17 protein-coding genes are annotated in these 19510 nt (G+C 37.3%); 13 read left to right on the forward strand and 4 right to left on the reverse strand.

Features of this window, described 5'->3' with window-relative positions; all coding sequences use genetic code 11:
• On the reverse strand, positions 1-1142 hold a 1142-nt coding region (locus M899_RS08475; RefSeq protein WP_021271063.1), incomplete at its 3' end, for a tetratricopeptide repeat protein.
• 190 nt (positions 1143-1332) lie between these two features.
• Between M899_RS08475 and rimO the strand changes: the two genes are divergently transcribed.
• Positions 1333-2724: a 30S ribosomal protein S12 methylthiotransferase RimO gene (rimO, locus tag M899_RS08480; protein ID WP_021271075.1), complete on the forward strand. Its 1392-nt coding sequence runs from the start codon at positions 1333-1335 to the stop codon at positions 2722-2724.
• Here the strand turns inward: rimO and M899_RS08485 are convergent, their stop codons facing one another.
• Complete coding sequence (locus M899_RS08485) at positions 2725-6933, reverse strand: hypothetical protein (RefSeq protein ID WP_155897157.1); 4209 nt, start codon at positions 6931-6933, stop codon at positions 2725-2727.
• Positions 6934-7086: 153 nt separating this feature from the next.
• On the opposite strand from M899_RS08485, the gene M899_RS08490 reads away from it, so the two are divergent.
• Both M899_RS08490 and M899_RS08495 read left to right on the forward strand, forming a co-directional pair.
• Complete coding sequence (locus tag M899_RS08490; protein WP_034728581.1) at positions 7087-8451, forward strand: sigma-54-dependent transcriptional regulator; 1365 nt, start codon at positions 7087-7089, stop codon at positions 8449-8451.
• Entirely contained in the window at positions 8441-9220 is a 780-nt protein-coding gene (locus tag M899_RS08495; RefSeq protein WP_034728585.1) for a hypothetical protein, read from the forward strand. Before M899_RS08490 ends, M899_RS08495 begins: the two co-directional genes overlap by 11 nt.
• Here the strand turns inward: M899_RS08495 and M899_RS08500 are convergent.
• Positions 9217-10185: an amino acid--tRNA ligase-related protein gene (locus M899_RS08500; protein ID WP_021271080.1), complete on the reverse strand. Its 969-nt coding sequence runs from the start codon at positions 10183-10185 to the stop codon at positions 9217-9219. The genes M899_RS08495 and M899_RS08500 overlap by 4 nt on opposite strands.
• A 109-nt stretch (positions 10186-10294) precedes the next feature.
• On the opposite strand from M899_RS08500, the gene ftsY reads away from it, so the two are divergent.
• The 7 genes from ftsY (at position 10295) to M899_RS08535 (ending at position 16540) form a co-directional block, all read left to right on the forward strand.
• Positions 10295-11584 (forward strand): signal recognition particle-docking protein FtsY, encoded by a 1290-nt coding sequence (ftsY, locus tag M899_RS08505; protein WP_021271048.1) that lies wholly within the window; start codon positions 10295-10297, stop codon positions 11582-11584.
• Between the two features lie 52 nt (positions 11585-11636).
• Positions 11637-11942 (forward strand): cell division protein ZapA, encoded by a 306-nt coding sequence (gene zapA, locus M899_RS08510; protein WP_021271094.1) that lies wholly within the window; start codon positions 11637-11639, stop codon positions 11940-11942.
• Positions 11943-11982: 40 nt separating this feature from the next.
• The gene (locus tag M899_RS08515; RefSeq protein WP_034728588.1) at positions 11983-12537 is read left to right on the forward strand and encodes a 5-formyltetrahydrofolate cyclo-ligase; all 555 of its coding nucleotides are present in this window, start codon (positions 11983-11985) and stop codon (positions 12535-12537) included.
• 15 nt (positions 12538-12552) lie between these two features.
• A complete protein-coding gene (rny, locus tag M899_RS08520; RefSeq protein WP_021271107.1) occupies positions 12553-14112 on the forward strand; it encodes a ribonuclease Y in 1560 nt (519 codons plus the stop codon).
• A 45-nt stretch (positions 14113-14157) separates the two neighbouring features.
• Complete coding sequence (locus tag M899_RS08525; RefSeq protein WP_021271053.1) at positions 14158-14586, forward strand: hypothetical protein; 429 nt, start codon at positions 14158-14160, stop codon at positions 14584-14586.
• Positions 14587-14726: 140 nt separating this feature from the next.
• The gene (locus M899_RS08530) at positions 14727-15746 is read left to right on the forward strand and encodes a hypothetical protein (RefSeq protein ID WP_021271076.1); all 1020 of its coding nucleotides are present in this window, start codon (positions 14727-14729) and stop codon (positions 15744-15746) included.
• Positions 15747-15775: 29 nt separating this feature from the next.
• Positions 15776-16540 (forward strand): hypothetical protein, encoded by a 765-nt coding sequence (locus tag M899_RS08535; protein ID WP_021271049.1) that lies wholly within the window; start codon positions 15776-15778, stop codon positions 16538-16540.
• A 3-nt stretch (positions 16541-16543) separates the two neighbouring features.
• Here M899_RS08535 and M899_RS17680 read toward each other — a convergent pair whose 3' ends face one another.
• Positions 16544-17545, reverse strand: coding sequence for a tRNA-dihydrouridine synthase family protein (locus M899_RS17680; protein WP_081653771.1), 1002 nt, complete (start codon positions 17543-17545; stop codon positions 16544-16546).
• A 100-nt stretch (positions 17546-17645) separates the two neighbouring features.
• Here M899_RS17680 and M899_RS08545 point away from each other — a divergent pair, with 100 nt between their 5' ends.
• Genes M899_RS08545 through M899_RS08555 form a run of 3 tightly spaced genes read left to right on the forward strand, consistent with a single transcriptional unit; the run spans position 17646 to position 19341 of the window.
• Positions 17646-18095: an NUDIX domain-containing protein gene (locus M899_RS08545; protein ID WP_021271110.1), complete on the forward strand. Its 450-nt coding sequence runs from the start codon at positions 17646-17648 to the stop codon at positions 18093-18095.
• Entirely contained in the window at positions 18083-18850 is a 768-nt protein-coding gene (locus M899_RS08550; protein ID WP_021271043.1) for a hypothetical protein, read from the forward strand. Before M899_RS08545 ends, M899_RS08550 begins: the two co-directional genes overlap by 13 nt.
• A complete protein-coding gene (locus M899_RS08555; protein WP_034728594.1) occupies positions 18847-19341 on the forward strand; it encodes a hypothetical protein in 495 nt (164 codons plus the stop codon). The genes M899_RS08550 and M899_RS08555 overlap by 4 nt, the downstream gene beginning before the upstream one ends.
• Positions 19342-19510: the final 169 nt, after the last annotated feature.

The raw sequence follows: 19510 nt of genomic DNA on the forward strand, positions 1-19510 counted from the left end.
AATCTTTGTGAATCATCATTTGTCTCTTTCAAATAAGTCTCAAAAATATTAACGAGTTTTTGATCGTCTTTAACTGTGTAGTAATTCCAACCTAAGCTCCAAGTTATTGTTTCACTCTTTGGATTTAGGGCAATCGCCTTTTCAAAGAAGCTAGTTGATTGATTATAATCTTTTGCTTCTAGTCTAATCGATCCAATTAACCAGTAAGTAAGCGCCATATTCTCTTTATCTACAGTATAATTTCGAAGTAGAGATTCTAGCGTCTTTTGAGCTGTTCCTGCTTGGTGCTCAGTCCACTGCGCTCTAGAAAGAGTAATCATGCCATCGATGAGATAATTAAGTGTCTTTTGATCTTTCGTTTTTTTGTACTCTTTTTTCAAAAAACTAACCATTCTCTCAGTATAAGCAAGATAGGTTTTCTTATCTCTTTCTATTTTGTACGAAAGTCTATAGCGACCCCAAGCTTTCATTTTTTCATCAATTGAAAACTGGCGTCCGTGGATGATTTTATTATAAAGACGACGGGCCTTTGTGAAGCTTCTATTTTTCTCAAAGTCACGAGCAATCTCATATAGATCGCTATCCGTATAAAACTTCTTTAAACGAGGTGAAACTTGATAGAGCTTCTCTTCGAGCTTTAAAGCAGAATCTCTATCCTTGGCCTTTCTAGCAAAAGTAAGTGCCGCATATATGGCCTCTTCTTTTTCTTTTTGAAGTTTTAAAAAGCTTAGGTAATCAATTGTAAAATCGGCGATAAAGCTGCTCATGCTAAAATGCTTGGCAAGCTCTAGTGATGTTTCAACAAATCTCTTTTCAAGCCACTTTGGAACAGTTGCTTTTTGTTGCCAGATCTCTGTGAGTTTTTCAGGAGGGAAGTCACAAATTTCAAGAGACTTAATTTTGGCCAATTCGCTAAGAGGAAACTCTTTATTGCCAGCGATCTCTGTTAAATACATGCAGCTCTCGAAAGTCTTCTCTTGTGCTTTTAAGTATTTTAAGGCAATAGTCTCTGACTCATCGAGATCTTCGAATGAATTGTTCTTAGCAAGTTCTAGGGTATGTTCTCTTTCAGGAGCTTTTACGCCACCAATATGGGAGCAGCCAACAAGACAGAGCAAAATAACAATTATTTGAAGATGCACAAATCCTCCTTGTTTTTGTGCAAAACCACGATGTTTATTTTAGCACAGATTCTGGAAGAGTTTGATAAATCTTTGAAATTTAACAAATTAATGCAGTCGGTTATTGCATAATTTCTTCATAGGGTTTTGAAAATAGGTCGGATCTGTATTAAAAAGGTTTAAATCTTTATCATTATTTAAGAGGCAAAAAATGACGACTCAAATTGATGCACCAGAAACGAAGAAGTTTCTTGATAAGACTGTGTACTTTTCTTCTCTTGGTTGCTCTAAAAACTTAGTAGATTCTCAGGTTATGCTTGGCTATATGGGCCTAGATGGTTTCTCAATTGTTCAAGAGGCCTATGATGCTGAAGTTATTGTTGTTAATACATGCTCATTTATTGAGGCCTCAAAAAAAGAAAGTATTGATACGATTTTAGAACTGGCCGACTTTAAAAATGAAGACGTTGGAAGATGTAAGGCCCTTGTTGTTTCTGGATGTATGGCCCAAAGATATTCTGACGAGCTTGAAAGAAGTATTCCAGAAGTAGATATGTTCATCGGTACAGGTGAGTACAATAAAATTGTTCCACTTCTTCGCGCCCTTGAAGATAACAAACTTGAGAAAAAATCATTCGTAGAAATTCCAAAATTCATTCATACAGAATTTGATCCAAGATTAAATACATCACCATTCTATACAGCATGGTTGAAAATTTCTGAGGGATGTAACAGAAATTGTACTTTCTGTATTATTCCAAAACTTAGAGGAAGACTAAGATCACGATCTGTTGAGTCTCTTGTAAAAGAAGCTGAACAATTAGCGGCAAATGGAGTTAGAGAGCTTAATCTAATTTCTCAAGACCTTTCAGATTACGGTGTAGACCTAGATGAAAACAACAATCTTTTTAACCTTCTTGGTGGATTAGAGTCTGTTGAGGGTGTTGATTGGGTAAGACTATTCTACTTCTATCCAGATGAATTAACAGATGAAGTTATTGAAAAAATGGCGACATCTGCAAAGGTATGTAAGTACCTTGATATGCCAGTGCAACACTTTGCTGACAACGTTCTTAAGAGAATGAACAGAAAGATTACTGGAGCAAAAATTCACGAAAGAATTGCCAAACTTAGAGAGAGAATTCCTGGTATCGTTATTAGAACTTCAATCATCGTTGGATTTCCTGGTGAGACAGAAGAAGACTTCCAAGAGCTTCTAGAGGGCGTTAAAACAGCTCGTTTTAACCACCTTGGGATATTCCGTTATTCTGATGAAGAGGGAACTCCTGCATTTAAACTAAAAGAAAAAGTACCTCAAGAAGTTATTGAAGATCGTTTTGACGAGCTTTATGAAACTCAAAGAGAAATCGCAAGAGAGCTAAACCAAGAGTTCCTTGGTAAGACAATAGAAGTTCTCATCGAAGGGGAACACCCTGAGACTGAGCTTCTAATTCAAGGTCGTCACTTTGGACAAGCTCCAGATATCGATGGAAACGTGATTATCAACGACCTTAATGGGATTGAGGTTGAACAGGGTGATCTCGTAAAAGTCGAGATCACCGAAGTTCTAGATTATGATTTAGTTGGAAGAATCGTTTACTAATTAGCGACCGCCAATTAGTGGGTAGATAAACCCTTGTGGGAATGACGGCACTTCGCCAGCATAGTCATCAGCAAGAGGGATATTTACATCGAGGTTGCTGTTGTTATGAATAACCATAATAACGTAATCATTTCCTGCGATCGTAATTTTCTGTCCAGCAACTAATCGAGTACCTGCGCCGTCAATATCGTAGAAGTTACGAGTGGCGGCAGCATTTAGTTTCACTCTTTGCTGACCATTTTCTCCATCTATACTCAAACCTGCATTTGAAATATCAGCACCAGAAATTACTGGTGTTGCACCGGCACAGTTAAATGCCGTGTCTGTTCCAAAGAAGTAGTCATCAAGGTCATAGTTGTTATTAATCTCAACTCCAAATCCATCCGTACCAGTTGCATCCATGAGAGTTGCTGGAATGAAAGATTCGATATCATTGGCCATTGTAAACTTGTCGTTCCAATCTCTTACGTACAAGTGTACTCTTGCAAGAGGCGCGTTGGCAGAGTCACGACATGTATAAACGTAAGCGTTTTGTCCTCTCGTGAACAGATCATCTCTATAAAGAACAGACTTTCTAAATTCAGCTTCATAACCATTGGCCACACCACAATATCTACTAGAGTAGTTTGTCATTCTGATGTTTGAAGTTGTAACTACTTCAGAAGCTTTTAAAGTATAGTCGTATTCTTTGCTCGCAGTAGTTCCTGTTGAGAAACCAACTTGTTGAGATCTGATACCGTTGTTAATATTTGCCGCAGATAGTACGTTGTCGATACCACCATCTACACATTTAGAGATTTCACCACCACATTGAGTTGTAGATTCATCGGCCTCTGTGATTTCACATGACCAAGTTGCTCCACCACCAGTACAAGATGCTTCATCAGTAAATGTCGAGTTTGAACAGCTTGCTAAGGCTTGCATTTCAATTACTCGTACACTACCAATGTCACAGTTTGGAAGATCAGAGCTAATTGATTGTGAGTAGTTACCACCACACATTTTATCTGGACCAGTGATGTTTAGTGCTTGGTAGTTTGTTCTTGTAAACGCTGGGAGTTCTGACCCTGAATATGCTGGGTTGAAATCAGCTTGTTGGAATCGAACCACACATGCGTTGTCAGTCGTACTTCCTGTATATTGAAGAACTGTCTCATTCGTATCGACGATTGGGAAGTTTTCAAAGAAATACGGTTCGTGAAGCATGGTAGAACATAAATCAGGACCTGCGTTTACATCAATCTTTAATCCACTGATATTGATCTCACCTTCATTTGCATCGATATAACAGATAATATCAGTGTCTTTAGTTGAAGTAGCATTTTCAATTTGTGATTTTGTTACACGACAACTTGTGCGAGCATTTCCGTAACCCCATTTGTGGGCCACATAAGTTGTATTTTCAGTAATGGCCTTAATTTCGAAGTATTCTATAACTTCTAGTTCAAAAGAATTTGATTCAAAACCATAATCATTCATTAGTGTCACAGTATAGCTCTTCTTCTCAGAAGCACTTAGGGCACTTCCTGAAATGAGACCACTTGTTTCATCTGGAATAGATAAACCATTTGGTAGAGCAGGTGAAATTACATATTTTTGGTTACCGCTTGCACCACCAAGTAGAGACGTTAAATTAATAGATGATTCAACACCTCTATAAAGGTAGAAAGCTTGCTCATGAGCAACTGTATTTACTGAAACAAATGATGGAGCGACTCTGGCCGCATCAAGAGGGTTTGTGGAATAAACTCTATTACCGAACCCAATAATACCTTTTCTTGTCGTTAAATAGAGATCGTTTCCATTGATATCATTTGTATAAGCACTTGCTAGGTGAGTTGAACCTGTTGAATCTGCAACAGCAAGGTCTCCACCAAGAACAAAGGCCGCTCCAGGAGTTGTTGCTGCAGTTACAATAACGTTTACAGCAAGAACATTGTTTACTGTTTTAGAAACTGTTCCATTTGAGATACTTGTGCCTGTCGCAAAATTTCCAGATGAAGTTGTTACAAAGACATACTCTGTACCTGAGTCATCAAAATCAAAAACGACATATCCAGAATTTCCACCTTGAGTCACTTGATCGTTAACGGCAAAGTTTTGTGCTGTATCAGTAAGCATGAGAAGTGATGAAAATTTAGTCACACCATTAGCATTAATAGTCGCTAATTCTCCACCAAAGCTTGTTCCGACATAAAGTCTATTGTTCAAGCTGTCTCCAGCTTCGAAAGTACCAGATTCGATTTCTACAACGATGTATTTTTGGGTACTAAATACACGACGAACAAATCCTTTTCCTTTTCTAGCGATACCATCTGAAGAAGAAGTAATAACATCTCCCTCTTGGAATTTTGTTGTATTAGAAACTTTTAATAGTGCCATTTGAGTAGAGGCCAGAGCAGAAGGAATTTCACCCATACCAAATTTAAGTTTAGTTGTTACTGTTCTCGCGTCATTTGTATCAGCACTAATTGTGAACTCTTGAGGTGCGATGATATTGAATGGAGGTGTATTGTTGATAGCTCTAATAGAACCACCTGCAAACCAAGTTGCACCTGCACCTGTACACGTTGAGCGTGTAATGTATGAACCATTAGAACATTCAGACTTCACTTGAAACTTTAACTTAGGATCGAGAGCACTAATGTCTGGATCAATTGAGAAAGTCATATTTCTTTCATCATTAAGTTGGGCCAGATCAGTATCTAGACCAGGCTCAATAGATGTAAAAGAAACTTGATTGTTACGAATAACATGGGCCGAAGTAATAGTCGTTTCAGAAGCAACAAAAGTTGCAGCGTTGTCTACACTTTGTCCTGCAAGAACTGAGTCCTCACAAATTCCACCACAATTTGAAGTGGCATAAATTCTATTATTATAAACATAGTCAACTGTGTATGTTGGATCAGCAGCGGCCGTAGAATTTACTGTAAGATTTCCACCGGCCACAAAGTTTGTAGCATTAGCAACATCTAGGACAAGTCTGTCGCCATCAGAAGTAGGGTAGAAGATTCTCCCATTAGCAACAACCCCTGTTACCCCTTCAACTTTAATTTTTACATTTGTTGAAAGACTCGACTTAAGAGCGCTGTGATATACAGAATAAGTGAACTCTCTTGCACTAAGAGTATCACCAACTGTAGGAGTTCTAATTGTAAAGAGACCTGTTAATGAAGCAGGTGAAGGAATGACTTCGCCAGCATCATAGATATTGTCTCCGTCGATATCGTAAGCATATTGCTCAGAAAGAGGAGGAGCTATTAAATACAAAATAGCAGTGTTTTCACCATTGGCAGTATCGAGGGCTGAACCATAGCCAACTGTCGGGCTAATTGCATAGCTGATGTCTGGATAAGTTGCACTATTAACAATAGTGAATACTGAATCAGCGATAGTTGCTTTTGGTGAAATATAAACAGGCTCAGTGGCCGCAAGAGAATTATCTAGAGATTCACCAATAGCAAATCCCATTTTTGAGTTTGTTAGCTTAACTCTTAAAGTTTTAGTTGCTGTATCAATTGCAGTAATGACACCTTTTGTTCCAAGATTTGAAATAATCTTTTGGTTAACACTAAAAGGAGTTACAGAGCCTACAGTCAAATCGTAATACTTGAGATCATTAAGTTGTTGGCCAACAGCTAAACATGAACCAGAAATAGCTGCACACGTAACGCTTACGTTTAGAGAAAGAGTTTTTAGCTCAGATCCTGTTGCGATAGTTAGAGTAACAGGGTTACCCACAGTTGAAATTGTCCCATCATCAGGATTAGTGTGTTTCAAAGTAACAAGGTATTGGCTTGTCGATGGAGAGTACTTTGTAACAAAACCAGAAATCTCACCAGTTTTTGTATCAAAATTCAATCCTGTTGCATTTTTTAATGTTGGGTTAGTTGAAGGAACGGGAGTAATGGAATATGAGAGATAATTTTCAACACCAACTAGTCCACCGATAACAGTTGGAACAAGGCTATCAGTAACTTCTGTTCCAATGGTGTATTGCAAGTCTGTGCTTGGATAAGCGAAATCCACAGGTGGTGTACAAATCGGATCAGAGCCTTCAACGCAAGGATCTGGTTCGTCCGTACCTCCTGATGTCACAGGAACATCTTTTACAGGGTTTTCCTTAAATTTAGTAAGGCTGTCCGGCATACATCCCGTAACCAAAACTAAAACCAAAAATGTCGAAATAATTCCATTTATCGTCTTCATGTACATATTATCGACATGTAACGAATAAAGTTTTAGAAAGATTTATTTTGATTGAAAAATCAGAAGGTTAGAAAATTTTGCCTAGGGGAAGGGAGTGCCGATTGCCAAAAATTTGTGGGGTAAGAGGTGATAAATTATTGATATCTGCCGATTATGAATCATGCTCACAAAGAAGTGGTAGGTATATCTATGAGAGTTCTCATCGTTGAAGACAATGTAACTATTCAAAAAGTTTTAGAAGAGTATTTTCGAAATAAGAAAATAACTGTCCAAATTATAGATAGTTTTTCAAAGTTCGAGACATTATCTTCACTTAATTATGATTGGGCCCTTGTTGATCTTGATCTCGAAAAAGAGTTGATAGGTTTGCAGGTTGTTGAGGCGCTTAAAGATAAAGTGCCAAGTTGTGTATTTTCTGGCCATGAAGAATTGGATCTTATTAAAAAGGCCTATGATCTTGGGGCGATAGATTATCTCGTAAAACCATTTACTAAAAATGCCATGGACGCTTTGTGCGAGCGAATGTCTTTTAATTTGAGTTCAAAATTCGATAAAGAGATTTCGTCGAAGCTCTTTATTAGTTCGCCTGTGTTCTTAGAAGAATTAAAACAGATGGAAAATTCACTTCTATCGAAAAGGCCGCTTCTTCTTTTGGGTGAAACAGGTGTGGGAAAAACACATTTGGCATACCTTATTCATAAAACACTATATAAGGAGAAAGATTCTTTTATTCATATTAATTGTGCTGAATTAAATGAGTCTTTGCTAGAGTCTGAACTTTTTGGCCACGCCAAAGGCTCATTTACTGGTGCCTTAGAAGATAAAGTTGGAAAAATCGAACTTGCCCATGGAGGAACTCTCTTTTTGGATGAAATAGCATCTATATCTGAGAAAATTCAACAGAAGCTACTAAAGGTTTTAGAAGAAGGAACTTTCTCACGTGTTGGTGAAACTAAAGAGAGGAAGTCTGATTTCTTTCTTATAAGTGCGACTTGTGATTCTTTAGAGAGCGATGTTCAAAATTCAAAATTCAGAAAAGACTTGTATTTTAGAATAAAAGGTTTGTCTCTGGAGATCCCAGCTCTTAGAGGTCGCAAGCAAGATATAGAACATTATATACAATTTAAACTCATAAACTCTGCAAGAAAGATTCTAATTGATGAAGAGGTGATGGATAAGCTGTTTAGTTATCCTTGGCCAGGGAATATGAGGGAGCTTAATGGTGTGCTCGATAAATTTTTGGCATCATTAAATGCAAGAATCACTTCGAAAGAATTACCTTCAGAGATTTTGAATTATAAAAAACAAAGTCTAGAGCTTTTAGTTAATAAACAACTGAAAGAGTATGCACAAGAATTTGGTCTTGCAAGCCTTGTGAAGCTGATTGAAGGACAAGTGGTAAAGAATGCCCTTTTAGAAAATAAAGGGAATGTAAGAGATACAATAAGAACGTTAAAAATATCATCGAATACTTTTTATCGCATAATGAATTTCATGGAGGATCGTTTTGAAAAATAAATTAGCAATTATGTTGTGCCTGCTGGCCTTTAACAGTGAAGCCAACTTTTTAGATACTGTAAGAGGGTACAGTGAAAAGTTTTTAGGAAGTGATCTTACGACTAAAATTTTTGGAGAAGGCGAAAGTGAATTCGCACTACCAGCGATCCCAACTGTGACAGCAAATGCAAAATCGACTGATTCTTATAATAGAGAAAAGGAAGAGAATAAGTTTAAGCAAGAAGACCTTGAGCGCTACAACGCTGCTTTTTTAGAAGAAGCATTTACTTTAGTTAGAGGAGCTCAAATTAATGGAGATGAACTCGCAAAGTGGATGAATGTTATGAATCAGGGGGCAAATCGTGAGGGTGTTTATAGAGCACTTGTTCTAGATGATACCTACAGAGGTCTTGAAAACTATGATAAGGAGACTAAAGAAGAGTTGGCCATCTTTGTTATTAATTACTTCGGAAAATATTTAGATCGAAAAACAACGAAAGATACTTTGCTACAAACAAATTTCTATATGCTTAAAAGAGTAGTCGTCGAAAAAACCCTAGAGATCGTCGATGCTCTTTATATGAAAGATAAAGAAGATTTTTATAAGTGGTATGCTGTTTTTTCTGCGGATATGGCAAAAGATTATAGAGTGCGTTTTACTTCTAAAGTGAGACAAAATACTTCTGCAAAAAAACATTATGAATGGGCAAAACAAGTCCCTTCTCAATTTGTTAAATCAGAGGTCATTCTTAAGCTTCATCTGCTTATGAATTCAATTAACGGCGCTTAGTCGTAAAACGGATTCTCTAAACCAAGAATTACTTTTAGCATTCTTTCTACTCCAAGGGCGATTCCACTCGCTCTTGGAAGTCCTTTTTCTAGTGCATTAAAAAGGAGAGTCGCTTCTGGTAAAGAGTATTGGTATAGTTCTTCTTTTTCTTTTGCCTGATTTTTAAATCTTCTTTTTTGTTCTGCAATATCTGTAAGCTCATTGAAACAATTACAAAGTTCAACCCCATGGCAGTAAACTTCAAATCGTTCACACACTCTGTTGTCACTGTCTTTTAATGTTGAAAGGGCACTTAAGTGGTGAGGAAACTCGTAAAGAAGTAAAAAAGGAATCTCTTTGAAGTGAGGTTCAACTTTATTTAAAAAGAAAAGAAAGAATAAATCGTCCCAAGAATAGTCTTTTATTGGACCAAGCGGGATATCTTTATATTTTTCACTGATAAGATTATAGAGATCTTCTTTTTCTAAGTAGTCTAGAATTTCGAAGCCGCAGTATTCTTTAACAATTTCACTTACCGTCATCTTTGTTGGTGTGAATGATTCATAACCTTGAGCTATTTTGTGTCCCTTCGATTTTAAGTATTCACAGCAAAAGGCAAAAAGCTCAATTGTATCGTCCATGATCTTTTCATAGCGTTCATGGGCGCGATACCACTCAAGCATTATAAATTGTGGTCTATGAGTTTCAGAATTAGGCTCATCTCTAAAGCTGTAAGTGAGAGTGAAAATCTTTTCGAACCCCTCGCTTAGAAGTTGTTTCATGTGAAATTCTGGCGAAGTGTGGAGGTAGAGAGGAAGTAACTCTTTATTGATGGCCCGCCCGACTTGAAAGGGATGAATATGAGTTTCCATCCCTGGATTTGAAACAATTGGTGGCGTCATCACGTCAATAAATGCGTCATTTAGAAAAAAGTTTCTTGTGGCCTGCAACAAATCAAAGAGGGGTAATTTATTTGAAATTTTCATAGCGGGTTTATACACTTAGGAACTTTTGCATTGCAAGAAAAAGTTGCTTTTTTATAGGGCCTATGACATATCATCACTAAGAAATTTTCCCTAAAAATAAGGATCGTTTATGTACAAAGCACTTCTTAATTTGCAAGCGCTTTACCTTCATCTAGGCCTTGATATATCGGCCACTGAAAACCAAGTTTATGCCATTGCTGGTATCATAATTCTTCTCTTCGCCATCGTTATTTCTCAACTTGTTACTCCTTCAAAAAAAGTTGAAACAAAAACTAAATCAACTCCAATTCCAGCGCCTGTTAAAAAAGAAGAAGCTGCGAAAGAAGTTGTTGAAACAACTAGGCCCGATTTAACAATCGTTGAAAGGCCAATTGCAAAAGAAATCGTAGAAGAAGTTGTTGAAGAAGTCGTTGTTGCGAAAGAACTTGTAGAAGAAACTGTTGAAGCGCCTGTTAAAACTGAAGGTCCAAGTTGGACAGACAGATTGAAAAAAGGACTTTCGCGTTCTCGCCAAGAAGTTTGGGGGAAACTCGGCAATATTTTTTCTGGCAAGGTTCTTGATGAAGATACTCTTGAAGAAATCGAAGAGCTGCTTTATAGCGCAGACATCGGTCCAAAAACTGTTGCTGAACTCATTGATGCTCTATCGGAAAAAGTGAAAGAAGGATCATTTGGGCAAGATGAATTCAAGGCCTTTTTACACGAGTTCTTAAAAGGACGTATGGCCTCTATTCAAGATAAAGTAGACAGTGACCTTTACAAATTTGATGAATCTAAACGTGGTCAAACAAAAGTGATCATGGTTGTGGGTGTAAATGGTGCAGGTAAGACGACAACGATTGGGAAGCTTGCGACAAAATTAACGTCACAAGGGGCGAAAGTTGTTGTTGGTGCTTGTGATACTTTTAGGGCCGCGGCAGTGGACCAACTTCAAGTATGGTGTGAGCGTGCTGGAGCTGAAATGATTAGAGCACGTGAAGGGGCCAATCCAAGCGGTGTTGGTTATGATGCTCTTCAAAAGGCCATCAACGATAAGGCCGACTATTGTATTTTGGATACAGCTGGACGTCTTCATACGGCCGGAAATTTGATGGATGAGTTAACAAAGTCAAAGAATGTACTTAAGAAGCTAGATGAAACAGCTCCCCACCAGACATTATTGGTTATTGATGCCATTACGGGTCAAAATGCCATTCGTCAGGCCGAGGAGTTTAATAAGGCACTTGAGCTGACTGGTCTTATCTTTACTAAGTGTGACGGTTCATCAAAAGCGGGGAGCGCTGTGTCTATCGTTTCTCAGTTAAAAGTACCAATAGCGTACATTGGTGTGGGTGAGAACGTTGAAGACCTCAATGTATTCAGTTTAGATGAATATTTAAATGCGCTTTTAGATTTTTAAAAAACGCTAGTTGATTGACTGTAATGAGGGTTTGAATTACCCTTTAAGTAATATGGATAGCAAAAGAGAAGTCAAAGAATTTAACGTACTGGGTTATAACGTCAGGCTGAAGGCCGACGAAGGTAATGGGGATATTGCGCCTGAACGAATTGTTGAATTGGTGCAAGCTGAAATAGATAGCATTCGCAAGAAGGCCCCAAACTTAGGACCAGGAGAAACAGCGGTACTTGCCGCTTTGAAGATTGCTTCAGATAAATTAACTCTCGATGATGAGTTTAAAGATAGTGTCATGAGAATGAGTAGGGCCGCCACAGATGCCCTTAACTATATTGAAGAAGTTTCTCCAAGTACAATCTAATTCTATGTTTCTCTTTCGCATGAAGTGATTGAGATTGTTATTGAAAAAACAGATAAGAGCTCTCATTAAAGAGAAACTTTCTCTCTTTAATAAAGAAGAGTTAGATAAAAAATCTAATCTAGTAACGAAAAATCTCGTGCGCTTTTTAAGCGATCATTTTCAAATCCATAATAATTTTAAAATTGGTCTTTATGCTCCACTTGCTGATGAAGTGGATTGTATTGGGATCTTTGAAGAGCTTGAAGCTGTTTCACTTTTTCCAGACTACACAGAAAATAAAATGTGTTTTAGAGAAAGTTTGTATAGTGAATTAAATGAAAGCGAAAAATTTGGAGTGAAGATATTTACTCCAGATGAAAGTAAGAAAATATGTTTACCTGATGTCCTTCTAATTCCAGGTCGTGCTTTTGGAAGAAATGGAGAGAGAGTAGGAAGAGGCAAAGGGCATTACGATAAATTTTTAGAAAACTATAATAATATAAAGATTGGGATATGCTTTGATGAGCAAGTTTTGGCAGGGATTCCCATGGATGAACACGACACATTCATGGATTTTGTTGTCACAGAAACGAGCGTAATTAAAGTTCTTAAATAGAGGGAGATCACATATATGGGTACAGAAGTTATTTTAGCTTCGATCCTTTGTTTGATTGTTGGTGTGGGAGCAGGTTTTATTGTTCGTCACCTTCAAGCACAAAAGGTCGATAAAGAAAGAGCAGCTAAGGGTGATGAAATCATCGAAGATGCGAAGAAAAAAGCAGCAGATATTCAGTACAAAGCAAGAAAAGAAGCCAAAGAAATTGCTAAGGAAGAAAAAGAAGAAGCAGATAAGTATGTTTCTAAAAAGCAAAAAGAGATTAAAGAGCAAGAAAGTGAGCTTACAAAGAAAGAAGCAAAAATCGAAACAAAGCTTGAAGATCTAGACAAAGAAACAAAGAGACTAGAGCTTAAAAACAAAGAACTAGATGATAAGAAGCTTGATGCTATCAGAGAGACTGAAAAGTTTAAGTTAAAGCAAGAAGAAGTTGCAGCTAAGCTAAGTGAAATTAGTAATATGACTAAAGAGCAAGCGAAGCAAGAGCTTCTAGATCTAATGACTGAAGATGCACGCGTTGATTTCGCGAAAGAACTTCAGAAAATTGAAGAAGAAACTAAAGAACTTGCAGAGGATAAAGCAAAGAGAATCATCGGAATCGCTATTCAAAGATTTGCTGGTGAGCACGTGGCTGAAAAAACAATTTCAACAGTTGATCTACCATCTGATGATGTTAAAGGTCGTCTAATTGGTCGTGAAGGTCGTAACATTAGAGCTTTCGAGCAAATTTGTGGTGTTGACTTAATTATCGATGATACTCCAGAAGTTGTTGTTATTTCTTCTTTCAACGTTGTTAGACGTGAGATCGCAAGACTTACGATCAATAAACTAATTGCTGACGGTCGTATTCACCCAGCAAAAATTGAAGAATTCCACGATAAATCAAAAGCTGAAGTTGAAAAACAACTTCTAACTCTTGGTGAAAAAGCACAGATGGAAATTGGTGTTCACGGTATCCACCCTGAAATCCTAAAGCTAATTGGTGCTCTTAACTGGAGAACTTCATATACTCAAAACCAATACCAGCACGCACTAGAGGCCGCATTTATTTGTGGAGCTATGGCCGCTGAGATGGGATTAAACGTTAAGCAAGCAAGAAGAGCAGCACTAATGCACGATATTGGTAAAGTTCTTGATGCATCTGCTGAAGGTTCTCACGCCGTTATCGGTGCTGACTTCGCTAAGAAATATGGTGAATCACCAGATATCGTTCACGCTATCCGTGCTCACCATGACGATGAAAAACCAGAATCTGTTCTTGCTCACCTTGTAGCTGCTGCTGATGCCCTTTCAGGTGCACGCCCAGGTGCTCGTAAAGCAATGATGGAATCTTATGTATCTCGTCTAACTGATATTGAAGAAATCGTTAACTCTTTCGAAGGTGTATCTAAGTCTTACGCTATCTCTGGTGGACGTGAAGTTAGAGTCTTCGTTGAAAACGATAGAATCAATGATGAACAAACAGTTATGCTTTCTCGTGATATCGCAAAGAAGATCGAAGAAGAAATGTCTTACCCTGGAACAATTAAAATTACAGTTGTTCGTGAGACTAAAGCTATTGGTGTTGCAAAATAAAGTTTTCAATAGAGGCGGCCTTCACGGGTCGCCTTTTTTTTGCCTATGTTTAAAAATCTTTTTAAAAACAATCCAGAATTAAATAAGTATTACCTCAGAGGTCTAGCTCCTTTTGCATTACTTGTTCTAGTTATTGAATTAACTCCAATGGATATTATGGCGAGATTTTTTATCTATATAGGTTATATATGGCCTTACTCAATTGAGACTCCTGGACTAAAAGAAAGAATACAAAACCCAAAGTATCGTTTCTCTTTTATGAGACTTGTCTTTAATCTCGATCACTTCTTAGGAGAATTTTCTTTGAAACTTTCTCCTAATCACGGTGAAAAAATAAAAATGGCATTGGCCCCTTTTATCTACTGCTCGCTCATGAGTTTTGTGGCCAGTGATGTGGCCCCTTTCTATTGTTTAATAGGATCACTTCTATATCTGGCCCTCTTTGAATTTCTGTATAAACGTCTACAGAAATAGCTAACCCATCGTAATTTTTGACTTTTATTCGGTTCATACTTGTTAGTTCTTCTTAGGATGAAGAGAAATTATTTGCAGTAAATTGTGTTCATTAAATCAATGTTTGAATCACGACAACAACAAATAAATAGGAGAACACGATGAACGCAAAACTACCACTAATCGCAATGATGCTTAACCTTGCAGTTACTTTACAACCAGTAATGGCAAATGACTCTTCTACTATCGAAGCTCAAATTGCAAAAAACTATGAGGCAATTAATTCGAATATCGGAAAAATTGAAAATCTAATATCTGAAGCAAAATACAACGATGCATTTCGTCTGGCACAAAGCCACTTGAAAAACGCTTATATGAAGCTCGGATATAAAGAAGGTGGGAAGACACAATTACCAATTCCAATGAACCTTGTGAATGATGAAGAGATTGTATCGGCGAAATTAGAACTAGATTTTTCAGCTCTACCTCATCAAGCAAAAATTCGTATTGAAGATGAGCTTATGAATTATAGAGGCGGTCTATTTATGGATATCGTAAAACTGATTAAAAGACTGAACGTACTAACAGTTAAGGCCGTTGTAAAAAAAGAATTAGAGAAGAAATCTAAAAATATGTCGATACTAAAGGCCGCTCGTGAAACTCTAGTTAAGAGTTATGATCTTCCAATTACAATTGGAAAAATTTCAAATCAGGCTGGCAATGAAGATATTTTTTATATGCTATTTGATTCGGATGTCATTGATGGATTCTCATTAACTCTCTTTCAAAATGAGATCCTCGATCTTGCAAAAGAAATTGATGAAAGTGGAGAAGAAGGCTTTTTGGCCGATGTGGCAAATTATAAAAAAGCTCAAAAGAACTTATCTGTTTCGAGTGCATTAAAGACGATTAAGTTTGCTAAAAATGACAAAGTGAAATTTAAATCAGCACAAAGAAATGCCGACGGTTCAATCACTTACCATACTGTTAAATTCGATGGTTATTTTATTTCTAATGAAACGGCTCTAGGTGCTTGTCGATCGCTAGGAAAAGGTCAGTTAATCGATATTCGCCATTTTAGTGATGGTGAATCTAAGAAAGTAATTTTGAATGACTTTGGAAGCCTTGTCGAAATCAATAAAGATTGGACGAGAGTTATCGAATCTGTGACTTGTTTATAATTAAAAAAAATTAAGAAAGGAATATAAAGATGAAAACAATATTTTTGACAATGCTACTAATGGCCAATTCTTATGCAAGTCTCGATGGTTTAACAAATAAGCTAAGTACAATTGAAGACAAATTGGATGCATTAAGAGTAAGAGAAATCGTTGCCAATGTGAAAACTTCACTCTTAGAAAAAAGAAAAGAAGTCATCACAGACAAAGAAACAAATGTATCACTTGCTGGATTTCTTGAATCAGGACTTCCTGTGTTTGAAGTGAGAGTCACTCATCATACAAGAATGACAACCGAGAATCCTGAAGAAGTAATGAATTTTGAAAGAGCTCTTGTTTCACTAGATAAGAAATTAAGAGATGATCTTATTGGATATGTAAAAGAGAACCAACATAAGATTGTGGATTTGAAAAAAACACAAATGGATTTTCTTGTTGAATATTACAATACTTTAAAAGCAGAAGGTTCTTCCGAATTAATGAATGACTATATGGTAGATTTTCTCAATGGCCTTGGAATTGTTTTTCTAGGAAATTTTGAAATTGATATGTGTGTTCAAACGGAATATGCAGCATATGTTAATAGTCGTACATTGACAGATGGTAAGGTGTTTCAAGAAGTTTGGAGAAATGAGCATCTTGCTCATGTTACAAAAACTTGTTCTGATCTTTCTTATCGAGTCGGAGAAAGAGTAGAGAGAATTACTGATATCGATAGAGATATAAATAATATGATTAAACTGATCACTCTTGAAGAAATGAGTTCAGTGAAAGAAGAAGCTTACTTCGGTCTGTAGGAATTAAAGGGTGTCGAGGAAATATTTGAACTGAGAGAGATTCTCACTTCTAAGAAAATTTCCTCGCACTTTTTCACCGTCTTGATAATCATCAAAAAGATAACGTGAAAAAGATTTGAAACGTTTAAGTATATGTCCGTCAGATAATTCTACTTTACGGTACTCTTTTTCAAGTTCATGAAAATAAAGTTGTAGATGTTCAGTTCTAATACTTAATAAATACTCATCACTGATAAAATCTAAGTTTTTTGAAAATTCTTTATACAAAGTCGCAAGCCATGGCGTTTTTAAAGCTCCACGTCCAATCATGATAGCGTGACAACCACACTCTTCAAACATGCGAACGACATCGTGAACATTCCAAACATCTCCATTTCCGATAACGGGAATAGAAACATTCTTAACGGCCTCTTTTATATAAGACCAATCTGCAATACCTTGATAGAGTTGGTCACGAGTGCGGGCGTGCAAAGTAATGGCCTCTACACCTTCGTCTTCAAAAAGTTTTAAGCGATCAACAAAGTTAGAATCATCTCGATAACCGATACGAATTTTGACAGTGAAGGTTCGATCGAAATTTTGTCTAATAATGCGAATGATACGACGAAGCTCATCAAGATCTGAAAGCAAATAGGCTCCACCTCTATGAGCATTAACTTTTTTTGAAGGACAACCGAGGTTTAAATCGAGATGGTCAACATCAAGTTCATTAATGGCGCGAACAACATCTTCTGTCTGAGCTCTCGCTGTTGTCAGAATCTGATAAGTGGTTTTTTTGCGAATTTCATTTTTCTTGAAGACACTTTCACCGAAATGTTCTCTTAAAGTTTTAACACTTATATTTCCCACAGTGGGGACGCGGTAAAAGTCTGTTGAATAGTAATCCCACTCTGGATAGAGACGCGACATGGCCAAGCGGTACGGTTCATCCGTAACACCTTCCATGGGAGCAAAAATAAGAGCGCCTTTTTGGCCATAAGGGATTGATTTCATGACCCGTATCATTAGCACACCTTGCTATTTTTATCCATGCTTCTATGGCCCGAATGTGGTGAATATGGTAGCTAGTACACATCTTTTCACACTTAATTAAGGTCGGGTCTAAATGATTCCTGTTTCTATTGCTCTATTTGTCAAAGATATTGATGCTAAGGGTGCAAAATTATGGATGCAGGTTAGAAGAGAGGCAGGCCCTCTTGATGGTCTGCTTGAGTTTCCTGGCGGAAAAATCGAGCAAGGCGAACTTCCTGTAGAAGCGTGCAAAAGAGAAGTGGAAGAAGAAGTTGGGGTGAATGTTCCATTGGAAATGTTCCATCAATTAAAAGTTCTGCGCTACGACTTCAAAGATCGCAGCGTCCTTTTAAATATCTTCTTTTCTAATTTTTCAGACCTTCCCACAGATTGTGGAGAGTGGTTTGAATTTGATTATGTTGAAAAATCAAAAAAATATAAAGGCCGTCTACCAGAAGTTAATTATGAATTCATCGATCAACTTTTGGATTATTTAAAAAGACAGTACGATGCAAATTGTTTGGAAAGGGTATGGCAGAAATAATTAAAATTGCTCAAGCATTTCTTATCGCTCTTGGTTTTGGGGTAGGGGTCTTTAATAACTTCGCACCTGCAAAATTAACTGGAGCTGGTTTTCAAAAACTTGTGAACTCTGTTTGTCTTGGGGCCACTTTTATTGCGGCCATCATTCATGCAAGCTATGGTGATGCGACAAATCTAGAGGCCATTGCATATTACGTTGGGGCCATTTCATTTCTTTTAATTCGCCAACTACACGCAGATGATAAGTCTCCTTTTATGTGGATGCTCTACGCTCTTCATAATATCGCAGGGCTTGTGGCCGTTCACCAGTTCAGTGCTGGTAACTTAACTCACTTTGCTTTTATTTTAAGCTCGGCCCTATATCTTGGTGTCATCACGTATGCCATGGTTCTTGGTCACTACTATCTCGTTGTTCCTAAGCTAACTGTTGATCCTCTAAAAATGTCTCTTAAGTGGATGTGGGCGATCTTCGCAGTAAAATTAGTTTGGTCATCATACGGAACATATCTAAGCACTGATTATCTTGCAGAAGGAACAATGCTTGGTGGTGGCTATGCCTTTAATTGGCTTATGATTCTTATGCGCTATATTTGGGGATATGTGATAATTTTCACAATGAGCGTCTTTACTTGGAAACTGGTTTGCCTAAGAAGCACGCAAAGTGCTACAGGTGTTTTATACGCAATGACAATTTTTGTTTTTATCGGAGAGCTGATCTCAGGATACCTCTTCTTTAAGTTTGGAATGTTAGTATGATGGAAATTACTATGACATGTCCTGAGTGTGGCTCAGGAATTCACGTTCTTCCAACACTTGGTGCTTCAAAGGCCCAGTGTGGAATTTGTAATAAAGAAGTGGATGTAAAATTTGACGAAAACCATAGCAAGGGAATCCTAAGAGATTGTCCATGTTGTGAGAGAAAAGACTTTTATTCACAAAAAGACTTCAATAGAAAGCTTGGGGTTGTGCTTTTTGTAATCACGGCCCTCTTGTCGTTATGGATGTTCTTGTCTCCTTACGCTCCTTATTCATTTACACCTTTTATTGTGCTCTATCTTTTTGACTTTATTCTTTTCAGAAGACTAAAGCCCATCGCGATTTGTTACAAATGCGATACTATCTTTAGAAATGTGGCCAATATTAAGAATATTCCTGGCTTTGATCACGAAATGAATGACCGAATCAAGTATGCGGATCACGATTTTGGTGGCAGGGGCATCAGCGAGGAAGATTCCATAATTCATTGAAATTACGTTGTGCGTAGACAAAAATACCCGTTTCATGTAGAATACACAGGTTACGGGTTTTATTAACTTCATCAAGGATACACGCTATAAAGCCTCCGGATTATTTAACTGCTTATTTTAAAAAGCATTCAATTCAAATTATTCCCTATAATTCATTTAATCACATTTC

Origin of the sequence: Bacteriovorax sp. BSW11_IV, from assembly GCF_000447755.1 — a bacterium.
In the GTDB taxonomy this organism is placed as follows: Bacteria; Bdellovibrionota; Bacteriovoracia; order Bacteriovoracales; family Bacteriovoracaceae; genus BSW11-IV.